Below are 20,456 nucleotides of genomic sequence, written 5' to 3' on the forward strand. Positions count from 1 at the left end.
CCGCTCAGAGCATGTCGTGCTCGAGCAGCTTCTTGCGCAGCGTGTTGCGGTTCAGGCCCAGCCAGTCGGCGGCGCGGGACTGGTTGTTGTCGGCCTGGCTCATCACCACTTCCAGCAGCGGCTTTTCGACCAGGTGGATCAGCATGTCGTACATGCCATTGGGCTTTTCGCCGTCGAGATCGCGGAAGTACCCCTCCAGGCTTTCACGCACGCATTGTTCGATGTTCTGGTTGCTCATACTGTCATTCCTGCGAGCTCTGCGAATTCGGCGCTTGTGGCGCCGGCATCGATGGCGGCTGGTATCCGGTCCATCTGCGCGCCCAGGGCGTCCAGATAGTCGGCCACGGCCTGCCATTGCACCGCGCAGTCCTCGATGGTGTTGATGTGTTGTCTGAATGCCTCGCCGCCCGGCAGGCTGCGCAGGTACCAGGCGATGTGCTTGCGCGCACTGCGCACGCCGGTGCCTTCGCCGTACAGGCTGTAGTGGTCCTGCAGATGCTCCAGCAGCAGCCGGCGCAGCTCGGCCACCAGGGGCGGGGCCATGTGCTCGCCCGTGGCCAGGAAGTGCGCGATCTCGCGGAAGATCCACGGCCGGCCCTGGGCGGCGCGGCCGATCATCACGGCATCGGCGCCCGTGTAGGCGAGCACGTCGCGCGCCTTCTCGGGGCCGGTGATGTCGCCATTGGCCACCACAGGCACGCGCACCGCCGCCTTGACGGCAGCGATGGTGTCGTACTCGGCAAAGCCCTTGTAACCCTGCTCGCGCGTGCGGCCGTGCACGGTGAGCATCTGTATGCCCACCTCCTCGAAGCGGCGGGCCAGCACCACGGCGTTCCTGTGCGCGTCGCACCAGCCGGTGCGCATCTTCAGCGTGACGGGCACGCCGTGCGGGGCGCAGGCCTCTACCACAGCCTGGGCAATCTCCACGGCCAGGGCCTCGTTCTGCATCAGGGCCGAGCCGGCCCATTTGTTGCAGACCTTCTTGGCCGGGCAGCCCATGTTGATGTCGATGATCTGGGCGCCGCGGTCCAGGTTGTAGCGCGCGGCCTCGGCCATCATCTCGGCGTCCGTGCCCGCGATCTGCACCGCGATGGGCCCGGGCTCGCCTTCATGGTTGGCACGGCGCGAGGTCTTGAGGCTGTTCCACAGGTCCTTGCGCGAAGTCACCATCTCGCTGACCGCATAGCCCGCGCCCAGGGCCTTGCACAGCTGGCGGAACGGCCGATCCGTCACCCCCGCCATGGGGGCGACGAACAGGCGGTTGGCCAGGGCATGGGGGCCTATGGACAGGGGAAGGGAGGACATCGGGAAAGCCGGAGAAAACGCGCGCGCCGATCACAAAACGGGCGGCAACAAAGGACCAAGATTGTACCTGCCCAAATTTTCAGCAGGGCTAAAACCGGGCCGTCAAGGCGGCCAAGCGGCGAAAACAAGACAGCGCAGCGGTTTCATGGTGTGGGAACGAAGGTACGCACCTGGCCCGGAACGGCCTGCAGCCCGTAGGCACCGAGCCGGCCCTGCCACCAGCGGCGGTTGAATTGCACGTCAGGAGAGACCTGGTCGTCGGGCATGGGACGCAGGCCGACCTTCTGCAGCCCGGCTTTCTGCTGCCCAGCCTCAAGCCCCAGGTCCAGCGCCTCGCCGTCGGCCAGCGGGCCGCGCACCACGGCCATGGCCTTGCGCCCGTCGGTCACCCAGGCGTCCAGCACCAGGGCCGGGCGGAGCTCGGGACCGGCCAGGCTCACGCAGCCTTGCAGACGCGGCTCCAGGCCCAGCGGCTCCAGCTCGCGCTGCAGCTGCTCCAGCCTGTCGGCCACGGCCGGGTCCGGCAGGGTGCAGCCCTTGGCCTGCAGCGCCTTGCCCCAGGCCGAGGTCGGTGCGGTCTCCTGGGTCGGTGGCGCCTGGGCAGTGGCCTGTGCCACCACGGTGGTGTCCTTGCCTGGCGATGGCTGCAACGCGGCGCAGCCGGCCAGGCCGGCTGCTGCCATTCCCAATGCCGCCCATCCCGCCCATCCTGCAATCCGCCCTGTCTGCATGACGCCCCCTGTTCTTTGTGGTTCCGGACCAGGCCCCACGATAGCTTCAGGCCGACAAGGCGTCAGCCAGCGCAGACCTACACTTGGCAGCACCTATGGAAGTCTGGATGCATCAATTGCTGGGCTGGCTGGCGCTGCCGCAGTTCGGCCTCAGCACCGTGTTCATCGTGGCCCTGATCTCGGCCACGCTGCTGCCGCTGGGCTCGGAGCCTGCGGTGGTCGGCCTGCTCCAGCTCAATCCCGACCTGTTCTGGCAGACGGTTTTCGTGGCCACGGCCGGCAATACGCTGGGCGGGGCCATCAGCTGGTGGATGGGCCTGGGCGCGCACAAGGCCTGGCGCGCGGCACGCGAGCGGCGGCTGGCCGGGCTGCCGCCTGAACGGGCCAAGCCGCCGCGCAATCTGTCACGCCACGAGCGCCGCGCCCGCGTCTGGCTGCGCCGCCTGGGCGCAAAGGCCTGCCTGCTGAGCTGGCTGCCCGTGGTGGGCGATCCGCTGTGCGCCGTGGCCGGCTGGCTGCGCCTGCCGTTCTGGCCCTGCGTGTTCTACATGGCCATCGGCAAGTTCCTGCGCTATGTGGTGATGACGGTGGTGCTGCTGCAGCTGCTGCCGGCCTCCTGGGCCAGCTGAGGCCGAAGCCCCCCACCGAAGCCCTCCCCTTTTGCGATCTACGCCTGCGGCTCGCGCGCCCAGGGCGCCAGCGCGAAATGCGCGGCCAGGAAATCGATGAGCGCCTGCACGCGCGCCGGCCGGGCGCGCCCCGGCGGCGTGACGATGTGCAGGGCGATGGAGGGCACCTGCCAGTCGTCCATGCAGGTCTGCAGCGCACCCGATTGCAAATCCTCCCAGGCCAGGAATTCGGGCTGCAGGGCCAGGCCCAGCCCGGCGCGCAGGGCCGGCGCCAGGCCCTCGGCATTGTTCACGCGCATGGCCGTGGGCACGACCTGGGCGAACTCGCCGCGGCGCGCATGCACGAAGCGCCAGGCCTCGCCCAGGCGGCTGTGCACATAGCGCAGCGCCCGGTGCTGCGCCAGCTCGCGCGGATGGGTGGGGCGGCCGTGGCGCTCGAAGTATTCGGGTGATCCCACCAGCAGCAGGCGCACCGTGCACAGGCGCCGCGCCAGCAGGCTGGAGTCGGGCAGCGAGGAGATGCGCAGCGCGATGTCGAAGCCCTGGGCCACGACGTCGATCAGCTCGTCGCTGAAGTGCAGGTCCAGCGTGACTTCCGGGTGCTCGGCCATGAAGGCGGGCACGGCCGGCGCCAGGTGCGAGATGCCGAACGACATGGGCGCCGCAATGCGGATGGGGCCGCGCAGGCTCTTGGACTGCTCGCTGATCTCGGCCTCCACGGCCTCGCCCTCGGCCAGGATGCGCGCGGCCCGCTCCAGAGAGGCCTGGCCGCCGGCCGTCAGCGACATGCGCCGCGAGGTGCGGTGCAACAGGCTGGTCTTGAGCCGCGTCTCCAGCCGCGTGATGGCCTTGGAGATGGTGGGCTGGGAGACGCCCAGCTCGGCGGCGGCCTTGGCAAAGGAGCCCGTCTCGGCCACCTTGGCGAAGACGGCCCAGGCTTCGAGGTCAGGAAGTCTTGGCATGAAAGTTTAGGAATAGATGTCTTTGCATATTTTCTATTCTCTTCTTGATCGGCAAAACATAAAGTTCATCCATCGCAACACACAACGCAGCAGGAGAACACCATGATCGAACGCCGTCCCTTCCAAGCCCTTGGCGGTGCCAACCACGGCTGGCTCGATGCCAAGCACCACTTTTCCTTCGCCGGCTACCACGATCCGGCCCGCATGGGCTGGGGCGCGCTGCGGGTGTGGAACGACGACACCATCGCCGCCGGCACGGGCTTCCCGCCCCATGCCCACGCCAACATGGAAATCATCACCTATGTCCGTGAAGGCGCCATCACCCACCAGGACAGCCTGGGCAACAAGGGCCGCACCGAAGCGGGCGACGTGCAGGTAATGAGCGCGGGCACCGGCATCCGCCACTCGGAATACAACCAGGAAAAGGACACGACGCGGATCTTCCAGATCTGGATCATGCCCGACGAGCGCGGCCAGCAGCCCCCGTCCTGGGGTGCCAAGCCCTTCCCCAAGGGCGAGCGCTCGGGCAGCTTCGTGGCCCTGGCAAGCGGCCTGCCCGGTGACGAGGACGCCCTGCCCATCCGCACCGCCGCCCGGGTGCTGGGCGCCACGCTCAAGGCCGGCGAGAGCACGGAGTACCGCATCGGCCGCGACCGCCTGGGCTACCTGGTGCCGGCCAGCGGCTCGGTGCAGATCGACGGCGTGACGCTCCAGGAGCGCGACGGCGCCGCCATCAGCGACGTCGAGACCCTGCGCGTCACGGCCCTGACCGACGCCGAGCTGGTGCTCGTCGACACGGCGCGCTGAAGCGCCCTTGCCGCCCCGGCTCCGGCCGGGACCCACCTGCCCCAACTGTCTTTCCGAATTTCCGCTGTCCCTTCCTTCACCCAACCCACTGCCTCACAGGAGATCACCATGACCGACCGCAAGTACCTCGAAGTCCTGACACCCGCCAACAGCCAGATCATCTTCATCGACCAGCAACCCCAGATGGCCTTCGGCGTGCAGTCCATCGACCGCCAGGTGCTCAAGAACAATGTGGTCGGCCTGGCCAAGGCGGCCAAGGCCTTCGACATTCCCGCCACCATCACCACGGTGGAGACGGGCAGCTTCTCCGGCCACACCTATCCCGAACTGCTGGCCGTGTTCCCCGAGCACAGGCTGCTGGAGCGCAGCTCCATGAATTCCTGGGACGACCAGAACGTGCGGGATGCGCTGGCCGCCAACGCCGCCCAGGGCCGCAAGAAGATCGTGGTCTCCGGCCTGTGGACCGAGGTGTGCAACACCACCTTCGCCCTGTCCGCCCTGCATGACACGGACTACGAGATCTACATGGTGGCCGACGCCTCGGGCGGCACGTCGCTGGACGCCCACAACTACGCCATGGACCGCATGGTGCAGGCCGGCGTGGTGCCCGTAACCTGGCAGCAGGTGCTGCTGGAATGGCAGCGCGACTGGGCCCGCCGCGAGACCTATGACGCGGTGATGGACATCGTGCGCGAGCATTCCGGCGCCTACGGCATGGGCGTGGACTATGCCTACACCATGGTGCACAAGGCCGCCGAACGCGTGCAGCATGGCGAGACCGTGGGCCCGAACCCCGCCAAGGCCTGAGCACCAGCGCCGCCGCCGGCCCGCCAAAGGAGTCTCGCCATGAAGCTCTACGCACTTTCCCTGGGGGCCGGCCTGCTGGTCGGCGTGGTCTACAGCCTGCTGCAGGTGCGCTCGCCCGCACCGCCGCTGGTGGCCCTGGTCGGCCTGCTGGGCATCCTGGCCGGCGAGCAGATCGTGCCCGTGGGCCGGCATCTGCTGCAGGGCATGGACCTGCGCAGCGCCTGCAGCAAGACGCAGGCCACCGAGCATGTGCTGGGCGAGTTGCCCGGTCGCAAGAGCACCGATGCCGATCGGCAGCACGGCTGACCTCTCCCCAAACCTTCAAGAAAACTGCACCATGACCACGCGCAGAAAAGTCCTGGGCTCCGCCGCCACCCTTGCCATGGGTGGACTGCTGGGTTGCACCACCAACGCTCGCCAAGGAGCCTCCATGTCCGATTCCACGCCCGAAGTCGTCTTCCACAACGGCCGCTTCACCACCCTGAACAAGGCCCAGCCCACGGCCACCGCCGTGGCCGTGAAGGACGGCCGGTTCATCGCCGTGGGCACGGACGCCGAGGTGCTGGCCCTGGCCGGCAGCGGCACGCGCCGCATCGATCTGCAGCGCCGCAGCGTGCTGCCCGGCCTGTTCGACAACCATACGCACGTGATTCGCGGCGGCCTGAATTTCAACCTGGAGCTGCGCTGGGACGGCGTGCGCTCGCTGGCCGATGCGCTGGACATGCTCAAGCGCCAGGTGGCCAACACGCCCGCGCCGCAGTGGGTGCGCGTGGTCGGCGGTTTCACCGAACACCAGTTCGTGGAAAAGCGCCTGCCCACCATCGAGGAGATCAACGCCATCGCGCCCGACACGCCGGTGTTCCTGCTGCACCTGTATGACCGCGCCCTGCTCAACGCGGCCGCCCTGCGCGCCGTGGGCTACACCCGCGACACGCCCGAGCCCGCCGGCGGCGAGATCACGCGCGATGCCAACGGCAACCCCACGGGCCTGCTGCTGGCCAAGCCCAACGCCACCATCCTCTATGCCACGCTGGCCAAGGGTCCCAAGCTGCCGCTGGACTACCAGGTCAACTCCACGCGCCACTTCATGCGCGAACTCAACCGCCTGGGCGTGACCGGCGTCATCGATGCGGGCGGCGGCTTCCAGAACTACCCCGACGACTACGAGGTGATCCAGAAGCTCAGCGAGGCCAACCAGATCACCGTGCGCCTGGCCTACAACCTGTTCACGCAAAAGCCCAAGGAGGAGAAGGCCGACTTCCTGAAGTGGACGCAGAGCGTGAAATACAAGCAGGGCAACGACTATTTCCGCCACAACGGCGCGGGCGAGATGCTGGTGTACTCGGCCGCCGACTTCGAGGACTTCCGCCAGCCGCGCCCCGACATGCCGCCCAGCATGGAGGGCGACCTGGAGGAAGTGGTGCGCGTGCTGGTGCAGAACCAATGGCCGTGGCGCCTGCACGCCACCTATGACGAGACCATCTCGCGCGCGCTCGATGTGTTCGAGAAGGTGCACCGCGACACGCCCATCGACGGCCTGAACTGGTTCTTCGACCATGCCGAGACCATTTCGGACAAGTCCATCGACCGCATTGCGGCCCTGGGCGGCGGCGTGGCCGTGCAGCACCGCATGGCCTACCAGGGCGAATATTTCACCGAGCGCTACGGCGCACGCGCCACCGAGGCCACGCCGCCCGTCAAGAAGATCCTGGAGCGCGGCGTGAAGACCTCGGCCGGCACGGACGCCACGCGCGTGGCCTCCTACAACCCCTGGGTGTCGCTGTCGTGGATGGTGACGGGCAAGACTGTGGGCGGCCTGCAGATGTACCCCCAGCGCAACCTGCTGGACCGCGAGACCGCGTTGCGCATGTGGACCGAGAACGTGGCCTGGTTCTCCAACGAGGAAGGCCTGCGCGGCCGCATCCAGGTGGGCCAGCTGGCCGACATGATCGTGCCCAGCAAGGACTATTTCGCCGTGCCCGAGGACGAGATCTCCTTCCTCACCTCCGACCTCACCGTGGTGGGCGGCCGCGTGGTCTATGGCGCAGGCCCCTTCCAGCAGCATGACGACAACCCGCTGCCGCCGGCCATGCCCGACTGGTCTCCCGTGCGGCGCTTCGGCGGCTACGGCGCCTGGGGCGAGCCCGAGGGCGCGGGCAGGAACTCGCTCAACCCCGCGCGCTACCGCAGCCTGGCGGCGGCCTGCGGCTGCGGCACCAGCTGCGGCATGCACGGCCACCGCCATGCCGACGCCTGGGCATCGAACGTGCCGACCTCGGACCCCCGAAGCTTCTTCGGCGCGCTGGGCTGCTCCTGCTGGATGGCCTGAGGAGCAAGGCCATGTCCATCGATTCCAAGCCGTCTGCCCCAGCTGTTGCCGGCAGTTCCTCCGGCAGCTTCGCGCCGCTGCGACAGCCCGTGTTCGCCGTGCTATGGGCGGCCACGGTGCTGGGCAATATCGGCAGCTTCATGCGCGATGTGGCCAGCTCCTGGATGGTGACCGAACTGTCGGCCAGCCCGGCCGCCGTGGCCCTGATCCAGACGGCGGCCACGCTGCCCATCTTCCTGCTGGCGATTCCGGCCGGCGTGCTGTCCGACATCCTGGACCGCCGCCGTTTCCTGATCGGCATCCAGATCCTGCTGGCCGCCGTCAGCGCCAGCCTGCTGCTGCTGGCCCGCACCAATACGCTGACCGTGGAGTACCTGGTGGCGCTGACCTTCGTGGGCGGCATAGGCGCGGCGCTGATGGGGCCGACCTGGCAGTCCATCGTGCCCGAGCTGGTGCCGCGCAGCGACCTCAAGAACGCGGTGGCGCTGAACTCGCTGGGCATCAACATCGCACGCGCCCTGGGCCCTGCGGCCGGCGGCCTGCTGCTGGCCAGCTTCGGCGCGGCGGCGGCCTACGGCGCGGACGTGGTCAGCTACGTGTTCGTAATCGCCGCGCTGGTCTGGTGGAAGCGCCCCAAGGCCGAGGCATCGGCGCTGAACGAGCAGTTCTTCGGCGCATTCCGCGCAGGCCTGCGCTATGCCCGCTCCAGCCGCGAGCTGCATGTGGTGCTGCTGCGCGCCGCCGTGTTCTTCCTGTTCGCCAGCTCGGTCTGGGCCCTGCTGCCGCTGGTGGCGCGGCGCATGCTGGGCGGCTCGGCAGGCTTTTACGGCGTGATGCTGGGCGCCGTGGGCGCAGGCGCCATCCTGGGCGCGCTGGTGCTGCCGCGCCTGCGCAAAAGGCTGGATGCCGATGGCCTGGTGCTCCTGTCCTCCGTGCTCAGCGCCGCCGTGATGGCCGCGCTGTCCACGGCACCGCCGCAATGGGCCGCCGTGCTGCTGATGCTGGTGCTGGGCCTGGGCTGGATCATTGCGCTGACCACGCTCAACGGCGTGGCCCAGGCGGTGCTGCCCAACTGGGTGCGCGGCCGCGGGCTGGCCATCTACCTGATGGTGTTCAACGGCGCCATGGCGGGCGGCAGCCTGGCCTGGGGGCTGTTCGCGCAGGGCGTGGGCGTTCCCACGGCACTGCTGATCGGCGCGGCGGGCCTGGTGGCCATCTCGCTGGTGTTCCACCGCATCAAGCTGCCCACGGGCGAGGCGGACCTGCAGGCCTCCAACCACTGGCCCGAGCCGCTGCTGGCCGAACCGGTGGCCCATGACCGTGGCCCGGTAATGATCCAGGTGGAGTACCAGGTGCGCCGCGACGACCTGCCAGCCTTCATCGAGGCCATGCAGCATGTGGCGCGCGAGCGGCGGCGCGACGGCGCCTATGCCTGGGGCATCGCCGAGCACACGGGCGAGCCGGGCCGGGTGATCGAGTGGTTCCTGGTGGAGTCCTGGGCCGAGCATCTGCGCCAGCACCAGCGCGTGTCCAGGGCCGATGCCGATCTGCAGGCCCAGGCGCTGCGCTTTCATATCGGCCCCGAGCGGCCCGTGGTCCACCACTTCCTGGCGCTGGACGCCGCCAGTGCAACCAGTGCCGCCAGCGGGCCTGCGCAGGCACCGGCGCACGGCCACGCCCACTGAAGCGTTGCGGCAGGCCTGCCCTGGCCTGCGCCCGGCCTGCCAGGACACCTCAGCGGATATCCAGCCGCTCCAGCGCACGCACCAGGTCGGCCAGCGTGCGCACCTGCATCTTGCGCATGGCCTGGCTGCGGCGCACCTTGACCGTGATTTCGCTCACGCCCAGGTCTGCCGCGATCTGCTTGTTCAGCAGGCCGCGCACCACGCCCACGACCACTTCCTGCTCGCCGGGCGACAGCGACTGCCAGCAGGCGCGCAGCGCCTGTTCGCCGGCCTCCAGCGCGCGGCGCTGGCGGTCCAGGGCAATGCCCTGCTGGATGGCGTCGAGCAGGTCCTGGTCGCGGAAGGGCTTGGTCAGGAACTCGATGGCGCCGGTCTTCATGGCCTCCACGCTCATGGGAATGTCGCCATGGCCGGTGATGAAGATGGTGGGCAGCTTCAGGCCCAGCTCCAGCATCTGGCGCCGGAAGTCCATGCCGCTTTGCCCCGGCATGCGGATGTCCAGCACCAGGCAGGCCGGCCCCTGCGGCGGCTGCCGCTGCCAGTGGTCCAGAAACTCGCGCGTGGCGCCGAAGGCGCGCACGCACAGGCCCACCGAGGCCAGCAGGTCCTCGATGGCTGCGCGCACCGAGGGGTCGTCATCGACGATGTAGACCAGTGCCTCGGCTTCGGCGGTGGAGGGTTCAGCCATGGCGCAATCCCGTGGAAGGCCTGGCGCCCGTGGCCGGGGCGCAGGCGATGGTGACGTGAAAAGCCGTGCCCCCGCGCCCGTCCTCGCGGTCCGTGGCCCAGATGCGGCCGCCGTTGGCCTCGGCCATGTGGCGGCAGATGTTCAGGCCCAGGCCCATGCCGTCGGGCTTGGTGGTCCAGAAGGCATCGAACAGGTGGGTGCGGGCCAGCGGCGACAGGCCTTCGCCCGCATCGGCCACGGTCAGCACCAGCTGCTGGCCCAGGGCCTGCGTGGCGATGGCGATGCGCCGCTGCGCGGCCGGTGTGTGCTGCATGGCGTCCATGGCATTGAGCAGCAGGTTGGCCAGCACCTGCTGGATCTGCACGCGGTCGGCCCAGGCCGGCTGCAGCGCGGTCGCCAGCTGCAGGTCCAGGGCCACGCCGCGCCGGTCCAGCTCTGCGACGGACAGGCGGGCCATTTCGCGCACGGCCTCGTTGAGGTCGAAGGACTGCCGGCTGGGTGCGTCTCCGCGTGCCATGCTGCGGATGCGTGCGATGACATCGCTGGCGCGCTGCGCATCGCCCAGGATGCGCTCCAGCGCCTGGCCGGCCTTGGCGAGGTTGGGCGGCTCCTGGGCCAGCCAGCGCTGGCAGGCGTTGCCGCTGGTGACGATGGCCGCCAGCGGCTGGTTGACCTCATGGGCGATGGAGGCCGTCAACTGCCCCAGGCTGGTGGTCTGGGTGATGCGCAGCAGCTGGGTGCGCGCCGCATGGGCCGCGTTCTGGGCCGCCACCATCTTCAGGCCCAGATAGGCCGTGATGGCAATGGCCAGGATGCTGATCACCATGTTGATCAGTCCGGTGCGATAGGCACCGGCAGGCGTGAGCGCAAAGCTGGCCAGGGTCAGCACGATGCACAGCGCCGTGAGGCCGATGACCACGCGCGGGCTGAACCAGCGCACCGCCACCAGGATGATGGCGGTGTGGAACACGGCGGCCGCCACGGCGTAGTCGGTCAGCGTGTCCAGCGCGAAGATCGCGGCCATGGCGACGCCCATGGCCGCCAGGATCAGGGCCCGGGGCCAATGGGGAAAGCGGCGCAGAGCGGTGGTCATGGCGTGCAGGGAAAAGGAATGGACTGTCAGCTGCCAATTCTCATTCAAGAAGCCGCTGCACCTGAATGCAAGCTATACCCGAACCGTACGATACTGGCGCGACCCAAAACAAGGGACACCGAGGAAGGGACGCCCCGCACCGAAGGTGTCGTCCCCCTCCCGCGCAGCGAGAGAGGGGGAAGCCGCGCAGCGGCTCAGGGGGTTCACAACACTGGCCGGCGGCCCACGCTCAGCTGCAGCTCCACCGTGGCCTTGGCCAGCTCGGTCTCGGCCTCCAGCGATCCCAGGTAGGCCTCGTCGGCCGAGCGCTGGGCGGACAGCAGCTCCAGCAGCGAAGCCTCGCCATGCCGGTAGGACAGGCGTATGCCTTCGAGCACGCGCTGCGCATCGCGCAGCACGCCGTCGCGGTAGCGCTGCACGTTCTCGCGCGCGGCGGTCAGGCGAAAGCGGGCGGCGCGCACATCGGCCTCGGCCCGGTTCTGTGCCTGCTGCAGGGCCAGCATGGCCTGGGTGACGGCCGCCTCGGCCTGCACCAGGTCGCCCCGGTCCAGGCGCGACAGCGGCAGCGGCACGCTGACCGAGACCGACAGCGTGCGCGAGCGCCCGCCGCCATCGAAGGGATTGCCCTGGGCATCGATGCCGGCCGCCGTGGACGGCACGGCGGCCATGCCCACGGCCAGCGTGGGATTGACCCAGCGGTTGGCCTGGGCCAGGCCCGCGTTGTCGCGTGCATGCTCCAGCGCCGCCTGGGCGATGCGCACCTCGGCGCGCGACTGCAGCGCCTGGGCGACCAGGGCGTCGGCATCCTCCAGCCCCGAGTCTTCGGCCAATTCCATGAAGCCGCATTGCAGCGTGTCGCTGGCAAAGACTTCGGACAGGCGGCGCCCCAGCGGGACGGACAGCGCCAGCCGCGCGGTCTGCGCCTCGGCGCGCGCCTGCACCACCTCGGCCTGGAAGCGGTCGCGCTCCACGCGCGACTGCAGCCATTCCACGCCGCCGATGTCGCCGGCCTTGCGCCGCAGCTCGTTGGCCTGCACCACGTCGCCCAGCGCCTTCAGCGTCTGCTGCTTGCGCTCCAGCGCCAGCGAGTCGCGGCAGGCCTGGGTGTAGTCCTGGGCGGCATCGGAGAACAGCTGGCTGCGCACGCCTTCAAGGCCGGCCTCGGACAGGCGCACCTGGCTGCGTGCGGACTGGATGCGCGCGGCGCGCTTGCCGCCCGTCTCCAGCTCCATGCTGATCTCGTAGTTGCGCGTGGTGGGCCGGGGCTGGCCGGTGCGCACCTGCTCGCGCGAGGCGCCCAGCGTGAGGCTGGGGTCGGGGCGTATGCCGGCGATGCCGATGCCGGCACGCGCGGATTCCACGCCCTGCTCCTCCGAGCGCAGCAGGGGGCTGTGCTGCTCCACGGCGTTGAGGTAGTCGGAAAAGCGCAGGCCGGCGGACGGCGCCGTCTGCGCCTGGGCTGCGGCGCCAAGGCACAGCAGCAGGGCCAGGGCCTGCCTGGGGAAGAAAGGGGTCGTTTGCATGGCGACTCGCATCAATGGGGTTGGCTCGTTGCGGTGCGATGCCCGCCCTCGTCCTCGGCGGCATCCGGATCGCCGCTCTCACCGCGTTCAGCGGCACGACGCTGGCGGCGCTCGGCCGCGCGGACGGCACGGGCCTCGATCACGTAGTAGAGGTTGGGCAGCAGCAGCAGGGTCAGCAAGGTGGCGCTGAACAGGCCGCAGACCACGACGGTGGCCAGGGGCCGCTGCACGTCGCTGCCCAGGCCCGTCGCCAGCATGGCCGGCGTGAGGCCGAAGGCGGCGACGGTGGCCGTCATCAGCACGGGGCGCATGCGGCTGGAGGCACCCTCGAGCACGGCTTCGCGCAGGCCCAGGCCGTCCTCGCGGCGCAGCCGGTTGATCTGCGAGACCATGAGCACGCCCGAGAGCACGGCCACGCCGAACAGCGCGATGAAGCCCACGGCGCTGGAGACGTTGAGCGTCATGCCGCGCAGGTGCAGGCCCGCAAAGCCGCCGATCATGGCCAGCGGCACCACGCCCAGCACCAGCAGCGGCTGGCGCAGGTTGCCGAACTCGCCGAACAGCAGCACCAGCATGATGCCCAGCGTCAGCGGCAGGATCATGAGCAGCCGCGCCTCGGCACGCTGCAGGTTCTCGAACTGGCCGCCCCACTCGATGTGCAGCTTCTGGCGGTCGTAGTCCAGGTGCTGGTCGATGGCGGTGTGCGCATCCTTGAGGAAGCCCGCCAGGTCGCGGCCACGCACATTGAGCTTGACGAGGATGTGGCGCTCCCCGCCCTCGCGCACGATGACGCTCTGGCCCACGGTGGTGGTGATGCGCGCCACGTCGGCCAGCGGCACCTGGGCGCCATTGGCGGCCGACAGGCGCAGCGCGCCGATGGCCTCGGGGCTGCTGCGCGTGTCGGGCGTGAAGCGCACGGCCATGTCGTAGCTGCGCTCGCCCACGTAGAGCTGGCCGATGGAGGCCCCGCCCACGCCGGTGGAGATGAGCTGCGCCACGTCGGAGGCATTGATGCCGTAGCGCGCGGCAGCGGCGCGGTCCAGCGCAATGCGCAGGTTGGGCAGCGGCGGCTCCACGTCCACGGCCACATCGGCCGCGCCGGGCACTTTCTCCAGCACGGCCACCAGGGCATCGGCCACGCGCCGGTCTTCGGCCAGGTCCTGGCCGAAGACCTTCACCGTGAGGTCGCTGTGCGCGCCCGACAGCTTGTCCTGCACGCCGTCGATCATGGGCTGCATGAAGCCCACGGAGTAGCCGGGCAACTGGTCGAAGCGCGCGGCCATCTTCGCGATCAGCTGCTGCTTGGTCAGGCCCGACTTCCATTCGCCATAGGGATGCAGGCCCACGCTGGCCTCGATGTGCGAGGGCGTCCAGTAGTCGGTGCCGTCATCGTTGCGCCCGGTCTGGGTGACGATGTAGGAGACCTCGGGGAACTCCAGTGCGGCGCTGCGCAGCGCGTCGGCCATGTCGCGCGCCTTGTCCAGCGTGATGCCGGGCGGCATCTGCACCTGCAGCCAGATGGAGCCTTCGTCCAGGTACGGCAGGAAGTCGCGGCCCATGGTGCCGGCCAGCACGCCCAGCGCCAGCAGCGAGGCCGCCACGGCCCCCGCCAGCCAGCGCACGCGGCCCACGGCCGCGCCCAGGAAGCGGTCATAGCCCACGCCCAGCCGGTGCAGGACGGGGTTGTGGAAGATCCTGCGCGGCCTGCGGAAGGCCAGCCAGGCCAGGGCCGGCGTGAGCAGCAGGGCCACGGCCAGCGCCCCCACCAGGGCCGCGCCCACGGCGCTGGCCATGGGCGAGAACAGCTTGTACTCGATGCGCTCGAAGGCGAACAGCGGCAGGTAGGCGGCCGCGATCACGCACATGCCGAAGAAGATGGGCCGCGCCACCTGCAGCGTGGCCGTGATGGCGTCCCTGGGCGTGAGCGGCCGGTTCTGGTCGGCCTCGCGGCGCCGCAGGATGTTCTCGACCACGACCACGGCCCCGTCCACCAGGATGCCGAAGTCGATGGCGCCCAGCGACAGCAGGTTGGCCGGAATCTTCGCGTGGTGCATGAAGATGAAGGCCAGCAGCAGCGCCATGGGAATGGTCAGGGCCACGATCAGCGCCGCGCGCGGACTGCCCAGGAAGACCAGCAGCACCAGGGTGACGACGATCAGGCCTTCGGCCAGGGTCTTGCCCACGGTGTGGGTGGTGCGCTCGATCAGCGTGGTGCGGTCCAGGTAGGGCACGACCTTCACGTCGGGCGGCAGCAGCTTGCCGTTGAGCTCCTCCACGGCGGCATGGATGCCCTCCAGCGCCTGCGAGGGGTTGGAGCCCTTGAGCAGCAGCACGATGCCCTGCAGGGTGTCGGAGTTGCCGTCCTTGCCCAGGATGCCACGCCGCTCCACGTTGCCGTAGGTCAGCCGCCCCAGGTCCTTGACCAGCACGGGCGTGCCGCTGTCCGTGGTCTTGACGACCACGTTGCCCATGTCGTCCAGCGAGCCCAGCAGGCCCACGCCGCGCACCACATAGGAGACATCGCCCCGGTCGATGACGCTGCCGCCGCCGCTGGCGTTGTTGGCATTGATGGCCTCGATCACCTGGGACAGCGCCAGCCCGTACTGCAGCAGCCGCGCCGGGTCCAGCTCCAGCATGAACTGCGTGGTCAGGCCGCCGAAGTTTGTCACGTCCACCACGGACTGGGCCTTCTTCAGGCGCGGGATCACCACCCACTGCTGCAGCTCGGACAGCTCGCGCAGGCTGCGCACCGGGCTTTCCAGCGTGTAGCGGTAGACCTCGCCCGTGGGCGAGCTGTAGGGGTCCAGCCCGGCGCGGGCACCATAGGGCAGCGTGACCTCGTCGATGCGCTCCTTCAGGCGCTGGCGCGCCCAGTAGCCGTCCACGCCGTCCTCGAAGACCACGGTGATCAGCGACAGCGCGAACAGGCTGCGCGAGCGCAGCACGTGCATGCCGGGCGTGGCCAGCAGGGCGCGCTCCAGCGGAATGGTGATCTGCTGCTCTATCTCCTCGGCCGCCAGGCCTGGCACCTGGGTGACGATCTGCGAGGTCACGTCGGCAATGTCGGGATAGGCCTCCAGCGGCAGCTGCTTCCAGCTGAACACGCCATACAGGGCCGCGAAGCAAAAGACCAGCCAGACCACGCCGCGGCGCGAAAAGCCGATGTTGACGATGCGCTCGATCATTGCAGCAGCACTCCCCCGTTGACCACCACGCGCTCGCCGGCCGCCAGGCCCGAGAGGATCTCGGCCTGGCCGTCCTGCTGCGCGCCGACCTGCACGTCGCGCGGCTCGAAGCGCCAGCCGCCCTTGTCCACGAAGACGCGCGTGCTGACCTGGCCCTGCAGCAGGGCCGCGGCCGGCACCATCACGGCCTGGCGCGCCGGGGCGTCGAAGCCCACGCGCGCAAACATACCGGGGCGCAGCCGCCCTTCGGGGTTGTCCACGGCCACGCGCACCTTGACGCTGCGCGTGGCGGTGTCCACCAGCTCGCCCACGTACTGCACGCGGCCCTGCAGCTGCAGGTCGGGATAGGCGGCCAGCGCGATGTGGGCCTGCTGGCCCACGTCCACATGGGCCAGGTCGCGCTCGCTGACGCTGGCGCTGAGCCAGACCTTGCGCAGGTCGGCCACGGTCATGACGGAGGCATTCACATCGTTCCAGTAGCCGCCCTGCGAGCCCGCCATCTCGACCACGCGCCCGCTGATGGGCGACTTGACCACGTAGCTGCCGCGCGAGCCTTCCTGCACGGCCGCACCCAGCTGGGACAGGTGGTCGGAGGCGGCGCGCGCATCGGCACCTGCTGCGGCCAGCGCCTGCTGCGCGGCCTCGTAGTCCTTGCGCGCGGCGATCTCGGCATCGAACAGCAGCTTCTGGCGGTCGAATTCCTGGCGCGCGTGCAGCAGCGCGGCCTGGGACTTGGCGTGCTCGGCACGCACGCTGGAGATCTCGGAGGAGTCCATGGTGATCAGCGCATCGCCGGCCTTCACCGCATCGCCCAGCTGGTGGTGCAGGCGCACCAGGCGGCCCGCCACGGGCGGCGTGATGCGGACCAGCTTTTCAGGCTCGGCCTCGATGGTGGCGGGGGCCGACAGGCGGGTCTGCAGCGGCTGCAGGGCGATCTCGGCCACCTGCAAGCGCTCGCGCAGCGGCGAGCCTTCGGGCACCACGATGAGGTTGCCTTCGCGGCGCACGGGAGCCGGCTGCGGGGCGGCGGTGGCGGGGGTTGCTGCTGCAGCCGGGGTTTCGGCCGGGCCGTTGCAGGCGGCCATGGCCACGCTGATCAGCAGCCCGCCCACAGGCCAGGCGGCCGCCAGCAAGGGATGGCGCGGGTGCAGGCCATGGGGTCGGCCTGGTCGTTCAGAAGCGAGAAAGCGGGTCATCCTGAGGTCTCCGGGTGCCATGGACCCGCGCAGACCTCTCGCCCCTTCAGGCGATCACAGGCCTCCGCCCAGGTCCGGGCAGATCAAGAAATGAAAGAAGGGAAAGGCGGAAAGGGACGGCGCGGCAGCGCCTGGCAGGATCGGGATCGGGATCGGGATCGGGATCGGGATCGGGATCGGGATCGGAATCAGGATCGGGGTCCATGGGGTACTCCTTTGCGTGTGGGTGGCGCAGTCCCCGTGCAGGCCGGGAGCCCTGTTTGCTGCAGTGCAATATGTGCCCGGAATTATCAAAGGCGAAAGTGCCTGCGGCCAGCCTTTGTTGGGAAGGTTGGCCTGTTCATTGGTGGATGCGGGATATACCTTCGTATAGAAGATGGCCGGCACAAGGGCCCCTCGGCCTGGCCTGGCCCGGCCCAGCCCGGCCCGGAAAGCAAAAAGCCGCCAGCGCGGAGCGGGCGGCTTGCGGGCGATGGCCTGCGGGAAAGCTCAGTCCACTTTCAGGCCGATGGCTTTCACCAGTTCGCCGAAGCGCTCGCGCTCGGTGGCGTGGTGGTCGATGAAGGCCTTGCGGCTCAGGGGCGCGGGCGTGGCTCCCAGGGTGAGGATGACGTCGTTGACGTTCTTTTGCTCCAGCGCCTTGGCCACGGCAGTGCGAACGGCCTCGATCACCGATTCGGGCGTGCCCGTGGGCGCGTAGAGGCCGAACAGCGTGTCCGCATCAAAGCCCGGCAGGCCGCTTTCGGCCAGCGTGGGCACGTTGGGGTACTGCGGCGAGCGGTGCGGGCTGCCGATGGCCAGCAGGCGCAGCTTGCCGGCCTCGACCTGCTTGAGGCCCGGACCCGGGTCGAACCAGAACTGCAGCTGCCCGCTGAGCACGTCGCTGAGCGCCGGGCCCGCGCCCTTGTAGGGGGCGTGCACGGCATCGACGCCGGCCATGCGCTTGAACATCTCGCCGGCCAGGTGCGGCGAGCTGCCCTGGCCCGGCGAGCCGTAGGACAGCTTGCCGGGGTTGGCCTTCAGGTGCTTGATGAACTCGGCCACGTTGGTGGCGGGCACGGCGGGATTGGTCTCCAGGAACACATGCACGCGCGCCACGGCAGCCACGGGCGTCAAATCCTTTTCGGGATTGAAGGCCAGCTTGCTGTAGATCATCGGATTGATGGTGATGGCCCCGCCCGAGCTGAGCAGCAGCGTGTAGCCATCCTTGGGCGCGCGCACGGTTTCGCTGATGCCGATGTTGCCGCCCGCGCCGGGCTTGTTGTCCACCACCACCGACTGGCCCAGCACCTGGGACATGGTGGGCGTGATGGCGCGCGCCAGCACATCGGCCGCACCGCCGGGCGCGAAGTTCACGACCAGGCGCACGGGACGCTCGGGCCATTTGTCGCCGGCCTTCTGCGCCAGCGCAGGGACCGAGGCCGTCGCGCCCAGCAGGGCCAGCAGGCCCAGGCGGCGCCAGCGGCTGAAGGGATTTGTCTTGTGCATGAGCTATGTCTCCTTGGGTTATGAGTTCTTGAAAACGGTGAGGGCGCCTGAAGCAGCAGCGGCGCTACGGTCAATCCAGCCGAATGCCCGCCGACTCGATGACCTGGCCCCAGCGCCGGCTTTCGCTGCGCCAGTAGTCACGCATCTGCGCAGGCGTGCTGGGCAGCGGCTCCAGCGACAGCGCCTCGAAACGCGCCAGCACGGCAGGCGAGCGCAGCGCCTGCTGCAGCGCCACGGACCAGGCCTGTACGGTGGCGTCGTCCGTGCCTGCGGGTGCGACCAGGCCCTGCCATGCATGGGCCTCGAAATCCTTCACGCCCTGCTCGGCCAGCGTGGGCACGCCCGGGTGGCTCTTGAGACGCTCGGCGCTGGCCACGCCGATGACACGCAGCTTGCCGGCCGCAATGTGCTGGGCCGCCGCCGCGCTGTCGGCCAGCATGAAGGGGATCTGGCCGCCGATCACATCGATCAGGGCCGGCCCCGCGCCGCGATAGGGCACATGGGACATCTTCACGCCCAGGCGCTGGGACAGCAGTTCGGTGGCCAGGTGGTGGGGCGTGCCCAGGCCCGGGCTGCCATAGCTGACGGGGCCGGGCTGGGCCTTCACCCACTGCGTGAACTCCTGCAGGTTGTGCACCGGCAACGGGTTGCCGACCACAAGGAACAGCGGAAAGCGCGCCAGCAGGCCGATGGGCACGAAGTCCTTCTCGGCGTTGTAGGCCAGCTTGCGAAACAGATGGGGGTTGGCCGCCAGCGTGGCGAAGTCGGCCGTGAAGACCAGGCTGCCCAGTTCGCGCGTGCGCGCCGCGTACTCGGCGGCGATGTTGGTGCCTGCACCGGGCTTGTTCATGACGACCACGGTGCGGCCCAGGGCCTTGCCCCAGACTTCGGCCACGCCGCGCGCCACGGCGTCCGAGCCGCCGCCTGCGGCAAAGCCCACCACCCATTCGATGGGCTTGCCGGTCTGGGCGTGTGCCGTGCCCATGCCCAGCAGGGGCGGGGCGCCTATGGCCAGTGCGGCCTTGAGTGCTTGTCTGCGCAGCATCTTGTCTCCTTCTTGTAGTGGCTCGTTTTGCCTTGAGCGCGTTCAGCGCGGTGCGACGGCGCCCGCGTTCTCGGACAGGCTGACCAGTGCATGCAGCGTGCGCGTCACGGGCACAGCAATGCCCAGCCGGTCGGCCACCTGCAGCACGGCGCCGTGGATGGCGCCCGTCTCGGTGGCACGGCCGGCCAGCAGGTCCTGCAGCATCGAGGGCTGGTGGCCCCGGTGATGGTCCAGCGCATCGCGCACGGCCGCGCCCACGCGCTCGGCACTGGCAGCGACGCCATGGGCATGGGCGACGGACAGCACCTCGTCCAGCACGCGCTGCAGCAGGGCCTCGCCCTGCGGATTGGCCAGTCCGTCCACGGTCTGGCGCGTCACGGCGCACACGCCGTTGAAGGCGGCATTGAAGGCCAGCTTTTCCCAGATGGCCTCCTGCACCTGCGGGTCGATGCTGCAATGCATGCCTGCGCGGTTGAGGTCTTCCGCCAGCAGGTCGAAGACCGCGCTGCGCTGGCCGTCGCAAGGCATGAAGCGGATGCCGCCCTGCCCCATGGAGCTGACCTCGCCCGGCGACATCACGCGCGCAGGCCAGGTGGTCACGCCCACGGCGATGCGTTCGAGCGGCACCATTTCACGCAACACATTGGCATGGCCTATGCCGTTTTGCAGGCTCAGGAAATGCGTGTCCGGCCCGATGAGATGGGCAATGCCCTGCAGTGCAGCGCGCGTATGGGCCGACTTGGTGAAGACCAGCCACAGCGCGGGCCCGGCCGTGAGCTGCTCGGCCCGCGCCGCACGTACGTGGGCCTGCAGCAGCCCCTCATCGGTGTGGCAGCGCGCGCCATCGCGGTTCAGGGCCTGCAGCAGTTCGTCGTTCACGTCGACCAGGGTCACGTCCAGGCCGATGCGGGCCAGCCGCGCGCCGAACAGGGTGCCCATGGCGCCTGCGCCGAGGATGCCTATGCTTCTTGTGTTTTCCATGG

At 69.5% G+C, this 20,456-nt stretch carries 19 protein-coding genes; 6 read left to right on the forward strand and 13 right to left on the reverse strand.

Annotated features, from left to right (window positions below; translation table 11 throughout):
- Positions 1–4 precede the first annotated feature (4 nt).
- From ACF8O7_RS05085 to ACF8O7_RS05095, 3 genes are all read right to left on the reverse strand, one after another.
- The gene (locus ACF8O7_RS05085) at positions 5–238 is read right to left on the reverse strand and encodes a Fis family transcriptional regulator (protein WP_016447943.1); all 234 of its coding nucleotides are present in this window, start codon (positions 236–238) and stop codon (positions 5–7) included.
- Positions 235–1,305 carry a tRNA dihydrouridine synthase DusB gene (gene dusB, locus ACF8O7_RS05090; protein WP_392417782.1) on the reverse strand — a complete coding sequence of 357 codons (1,071 nt, stop codon included), beginning with the start codon at positions 1,303–1,305 and terminating at the stop codon, positions 235–237. The genes ACF8O7_RS05085 and dusB overlap by 4 nt, the downstream gene beginning before the upstream one ends.
- Positions 1,306–1,448: 143 nt before the next feature.
- Positions 1,449–2,036: a hypothetical protein gene (locus ACF8O7_RS05095; RefSeq protein ID WP_392442637.1), complete on the reverse strand. Its 588-nt coding sequence runs from the start codon at positions 2,034–2,036 to the stop codon at positions 1,449–1,451.
- A 107-nt stretch (positions 2,037–2,143) separates the two neighbouring features.
- On the opposite strand from ACF8O7_RS05095, the gene ACF8O7_RS05100 reads away from it, so the two are divergent.
- Positions 2,144–2,665 (forward strand): YqaA family protein, encoded by a 522-nt coding sequence (locus ACF8O7_RS05100; RefSeq protein WP_016447946.1) that lies wholly within the window; start codon positions 2,144–2,146, stop codon positions 2,663–2,665.
- Between the two features lie 38 nt (positions 2,666–2,703).
- On the opposite strand, the gene ACF8O7_RS05105 is transcribed toward ACF8O7_RS05100, so the two are convergent.
- Entirely contained in the window at positions 2,704–3,627 is a 924-nt protein-coding gene (locus tag ACF8O7_RS05105) for a LysR family transcriptional regulator (RefSeq protein ID WP_016447947.1), read from the reverse strand.
- A gap of 102 nt (positions 3,628–3,729) precedes the next feature.
- On the opposite strand from ACF8O7_RS05105, the gene ACF8O7_RS05110 reads away from it, so the two are divergent.
- The 5 genes from ACF8O7_RS05110 to ACF8O7_RS05130 all read left to right on the forward strand — a co-directional run bounded on the left by ACF8O7_RS05110 (position 3,730) and on the right by ACF8O7_RS05130 (position 9,255).
- Entirely contained in the window at positions 3,730–4,434 is a 705-nt protein-coding gene (locus ACF8O7_RS05110; protein WP_154835588.1) for a pirin family protein, read from the forward strand.
- Between the two features lie 108 nt (positions 4,435–4,542).
- Positions 4,543–5,241, forward strand: coding sequence for a hydrolase (locus ACF8O7_RS05115; RefSeq protein WP_016447949.1), 699 nt, complete (start codon positions 4,543–4,545; stop codon positions 5,239–5,241).
- Positions 5,242–5,280: 39 nt separating this feature from the next.
- Positions 5,281–5,547, forward strand: coding sequence for a XapX domain-containing protein (locus ACF8O7_RS05120; RefSeq protein WP_016447950.1), 267 nt, complete (start codon positions 5,281–5,283; stop codon positions 5,545–5,547).
- Between the two features lie 124 nt (positions 5,548–5,671).
- Positions 5,672–7,570 carry an amidohydrolase gene (locus tag ACF8O7_RS05125; protein ID WP_016447951.1) on the forward strand — a complete coding sequence of 633 codons (1,899 nt, stop codon included), beginning with the start codon at positions 5,672–5,674 and terminating at the stop codon, positions 7,568–7,570.
- A gap of 11 nt (positions 7,571–7,581) precedes the next feature.
- Positions 7,582–9,255 (forward strand): MFS transporter, encoded by a 1,674-nt coding sequence (locus ACF8O7_RS05130; RefSeq protein ID WP_133072284.1) that lies wholly within the window; start codon positions 7,582–7,584, stop codon positions 9,253–9,255.
- Positions 9,256–9,304: 49 nt separating this feature from the next.
- Here the strand turns inward: ACF8O7_RS05130 and ACF8O7_RS05135 are convergent, their stop codons facing one another.
- From ACF8O7_RS05135 to ACF8O7_RS05175, 9 genes are all read right to left on the reverse strand, one after another.
- Entirely contained in the window at positions 9,305–9,943 is a 639-nt protein-coding gene (locus ACF8O7_RS05135) for a response regulator transcription factor (RefSeq protein WP_016453182.1), read from the reverse strand.
- Positions 9,936–11,036, reverse strand: coding sequence for a sensor histidine kinase (locus tag ACF8O7_RS05140; RefSeq protein ID WP_047217479.1), 1,101 nt, complete (start codon positions 11,034–11,036; stop codon positions 9,936–9,938). The genes ACF8O7_RS05135 and ACF8O7_RS05140 overlap by 8 nt, the downstream gene beginning before the upstream one ends.
- 203 nt (positions 11,037–11,239) lie before the next feature.
- A complete protein-coding gene (locus tag ACF8O7_RS05145; protein ID WP_392442641.1) occupies positions 11,240–12,559 on the reverse strand; it encodes a TolC family protein in 1,320 nt (439 codons plus the stop codon).
- Positions 12,560–12,570: 11 nt separating this feature from the next.
- Positions 12,571–15,744, reverse strand: coding sequence for an efflux RND transporter permease subunit (locus ACF8O7_RS05150; protein ID WP_392442644.1), 3,174 nt, complete (start codon positions 15,742–15,744; stop codon positions 12,571–12,573).
- Positions 15,741–16,940 carry an efflux RND transporter periplasmic adaptor subunit gene (locus tag ACF8O7_RS05155; protein ID WP_392442646.1) on the reverse strand — a complete coding sequence of 400 codons (1,200 nt, stop codon included), beginning with the start codon at positions 16,938–16,940 and terminating at the stop codon, positions 15,741–15,743. Before ACF8O7_RS05155 ends, ACF8O7_RS05150 begins: the two co-directional genes overlap by 4 nt.
- A gap of 46 nt (positions 16,941–16,986) precedes the next feature.
- Positions 16,987–17,145 carry a hypothetical protein gene (locus ACF8O7_RS05160; RefSeq protein WP_392442649.1) on the reverse strand — a complete coding sequence of 53 codons (159 nt, stop codon included), beginning with the start codon at positions 17,143–17,145 and terminating at the stop codon, positions 16,987–16,989.
- Positions 17,146–17,429: 284 nt separating this feature from the next.
- Positions 17,430–18,428, reverse strand: a complete 999-nt coding sequence (locus tag ACF8O7_RS05165) for a tripartite tricarboxylate transporter substrate binding protein (RefSeq protein WP_141830153.1) — start codon at positions 18,426–18,428, stop codon at positions 17,430–17,432.
- A 70-nt stretch (positions 18,429–18,498) separates the two neighbouring features.
- Positions 18,499–19,473, reverse strand: coding sequence for a Bug family tripartite tricarboxylate transporter substrate binding protein (locus ACF8O7_RS05170; RefSeq protein WP_392442652.1), 975 nt, complete (start codon positions 19,471–19,473; stop codon positions 18,499–18,501).
- A gap of 42 nt (positions 19,474–19,515) precedes the next feature.
- The gene (locus ACF8O7_RS05175) at positions 19,516–20,454 is read right to left on the reverse strand and encodes a ketopantoate reductase family protein (protein WP_126312464.1); all 939 of its coding nucleotides are present in this window, start codon (positions 20,452–20,454) and stop codon (positions 19,516–19,518) included.
- Positions 20,455–20,456 lie beyond the last annotated feature (2 nt).

The sequence above is a fragment of the Delftia sp. WSY_16 genome (assembly GCF_043104415.1).
GTDB classification, from domain to species: Bacteria; Pseudomonadota; Gammaproteobacteria; order Burkholderiales; family Burkholderiaceae_C; genus Comamonas; species Comamonas tsuruhatensis.

Coding starts and splice junctions, on each gene's coding strand:
- ACF8O7_RS05150 (WP_392442644.1), bottom strand. CDS start 15,744: ATGATCGAGCGCATCGTCAACATCGGCTTTTCGCGCCGCGGCGTGGTC.
- ACF8O7_RS05095 (WP_392442637.1), bottom strand. CDS start 2,036: ATGCAGACAGGGCGGATTGCAGGATGGGCGGGATGGGCGGCATTGGGA.
- ACF8O7_RS05085 (WP_016447943.1), bottom strand. CDS start 238: ATGAGCAACCAGAACATCGAACAATGCGTGCGTGAAAGCCTGGAGGGG.
- ACF8O7_RS05165 (WP_141830153.1), bottom strand. CDS start 18,428: ATGCACAAGACAAATCCCTTCAGCCGCTGGCGCCGCCTGGGCCTGCTG.
- ACF8O7_RS05145 (WP_392442641.1), bottom strand. CDS start 12,559: ATGCAAACGACCCCTTTCTTCCCCAGGCAGGCCCTGGCCCTGCTGCTG.
- ACF8O7_RS05140 (WP_047217479.1), bottom strand. CDS start 11,036: ATGACCACCGCTCTGCGCCGCTTTCCCCATTGGCCCCGGGCCCTGATC.
- ACF8O7_RS05110 (WP_154835588.1), top strand. CDS start 3,730: ATGATCGAACGCCGTCCCTTCCAAGCCCTTGGCGGTGCCAACCACGGC.
- ACF8O7_RS05155 (WP_392442646.1), bottom strand. CDS start 16,940: ATGACCCGCTTTCTCGCTTCTGAACGACCAGGCCGACCCCATGGCCTG.
- ACF8O7_RS05115 (WP_016447949.1), top strand. CDS start 4,543: ATGACCGACCGCAAGTACCTCGAAGTCCTGACACCCGCCAACAGCCAG.
- ACF8O7_RS05135 (WP_016453182.1), bottom strand. CDS start 9,943: ATGGCTGAACCCTCCACCGCCGAAGCCGAGGCACTGGTCTACATCGTC.
- ACF8O7_RS05170 (WP_392442652.1), bottom strand. CDS start 19,473: ATGCTGCGCAGACAAGCACTCAAGGCCGCACTGGCCATAGGCGCCCCG.
- dusB (WP_392417782.1), bottom strand. CDS start 1,305: ATGTCCTCCCTTCCCCTGTCCATAGGCCCCCATGCCCTGGCCAACCGC.
- ACF8O7_RS05160 (WP_392442649.1), bottom strand. CDS start 17,145: ATGGACCCCGATCCTGATTCCGATCCCGATCCCGATCCCGATCCCGAT.
- ACF8O7_RS05100 (WP_016447946.1), top strand. CDS start 2,144: ATGCATCAATTGCTGGGCTGGCTGGCGCTGCCGCAGTTCGGCCTCAGC.
- ACF8O7_RS05105 (WP_016447947.1), bottom strand. CDS start 3,627: ATGCCAAGACTTCCTGACCTCGAAGCCTGGGCCGTCTTCGCCAAGGTG.
- ACF8O7_RS05125 (WP_016447951.1), top strand. CDS start 5,672: ATGTCCGATTCCACGCCCGAAGTCGTCTTCCACAACGGCCGCTTCACC.
- ACF8O7_RS05120 (WP_016447950.1), top strand. CDS start 5,281: ATGAAGCTCTACGCACTTTCCCTGGGGGCCGGCCTGCTGGTCGGCGTG.
- ACF8O7_RS05175 (WP_126312464.1), bottom strand. CDS start 20,454: ATGGAAAACACAAGAAGCATAGGCATCCTCGGCGCAGGCGCCATGGGC.
- ACF8O7_RS05130 (WP_133072284.1), top strand. CDS start 7,582: ATGTCCATCGATTCCAAGCCGTCTGCCCCAGCTGTTGCCGGCAGTTCC.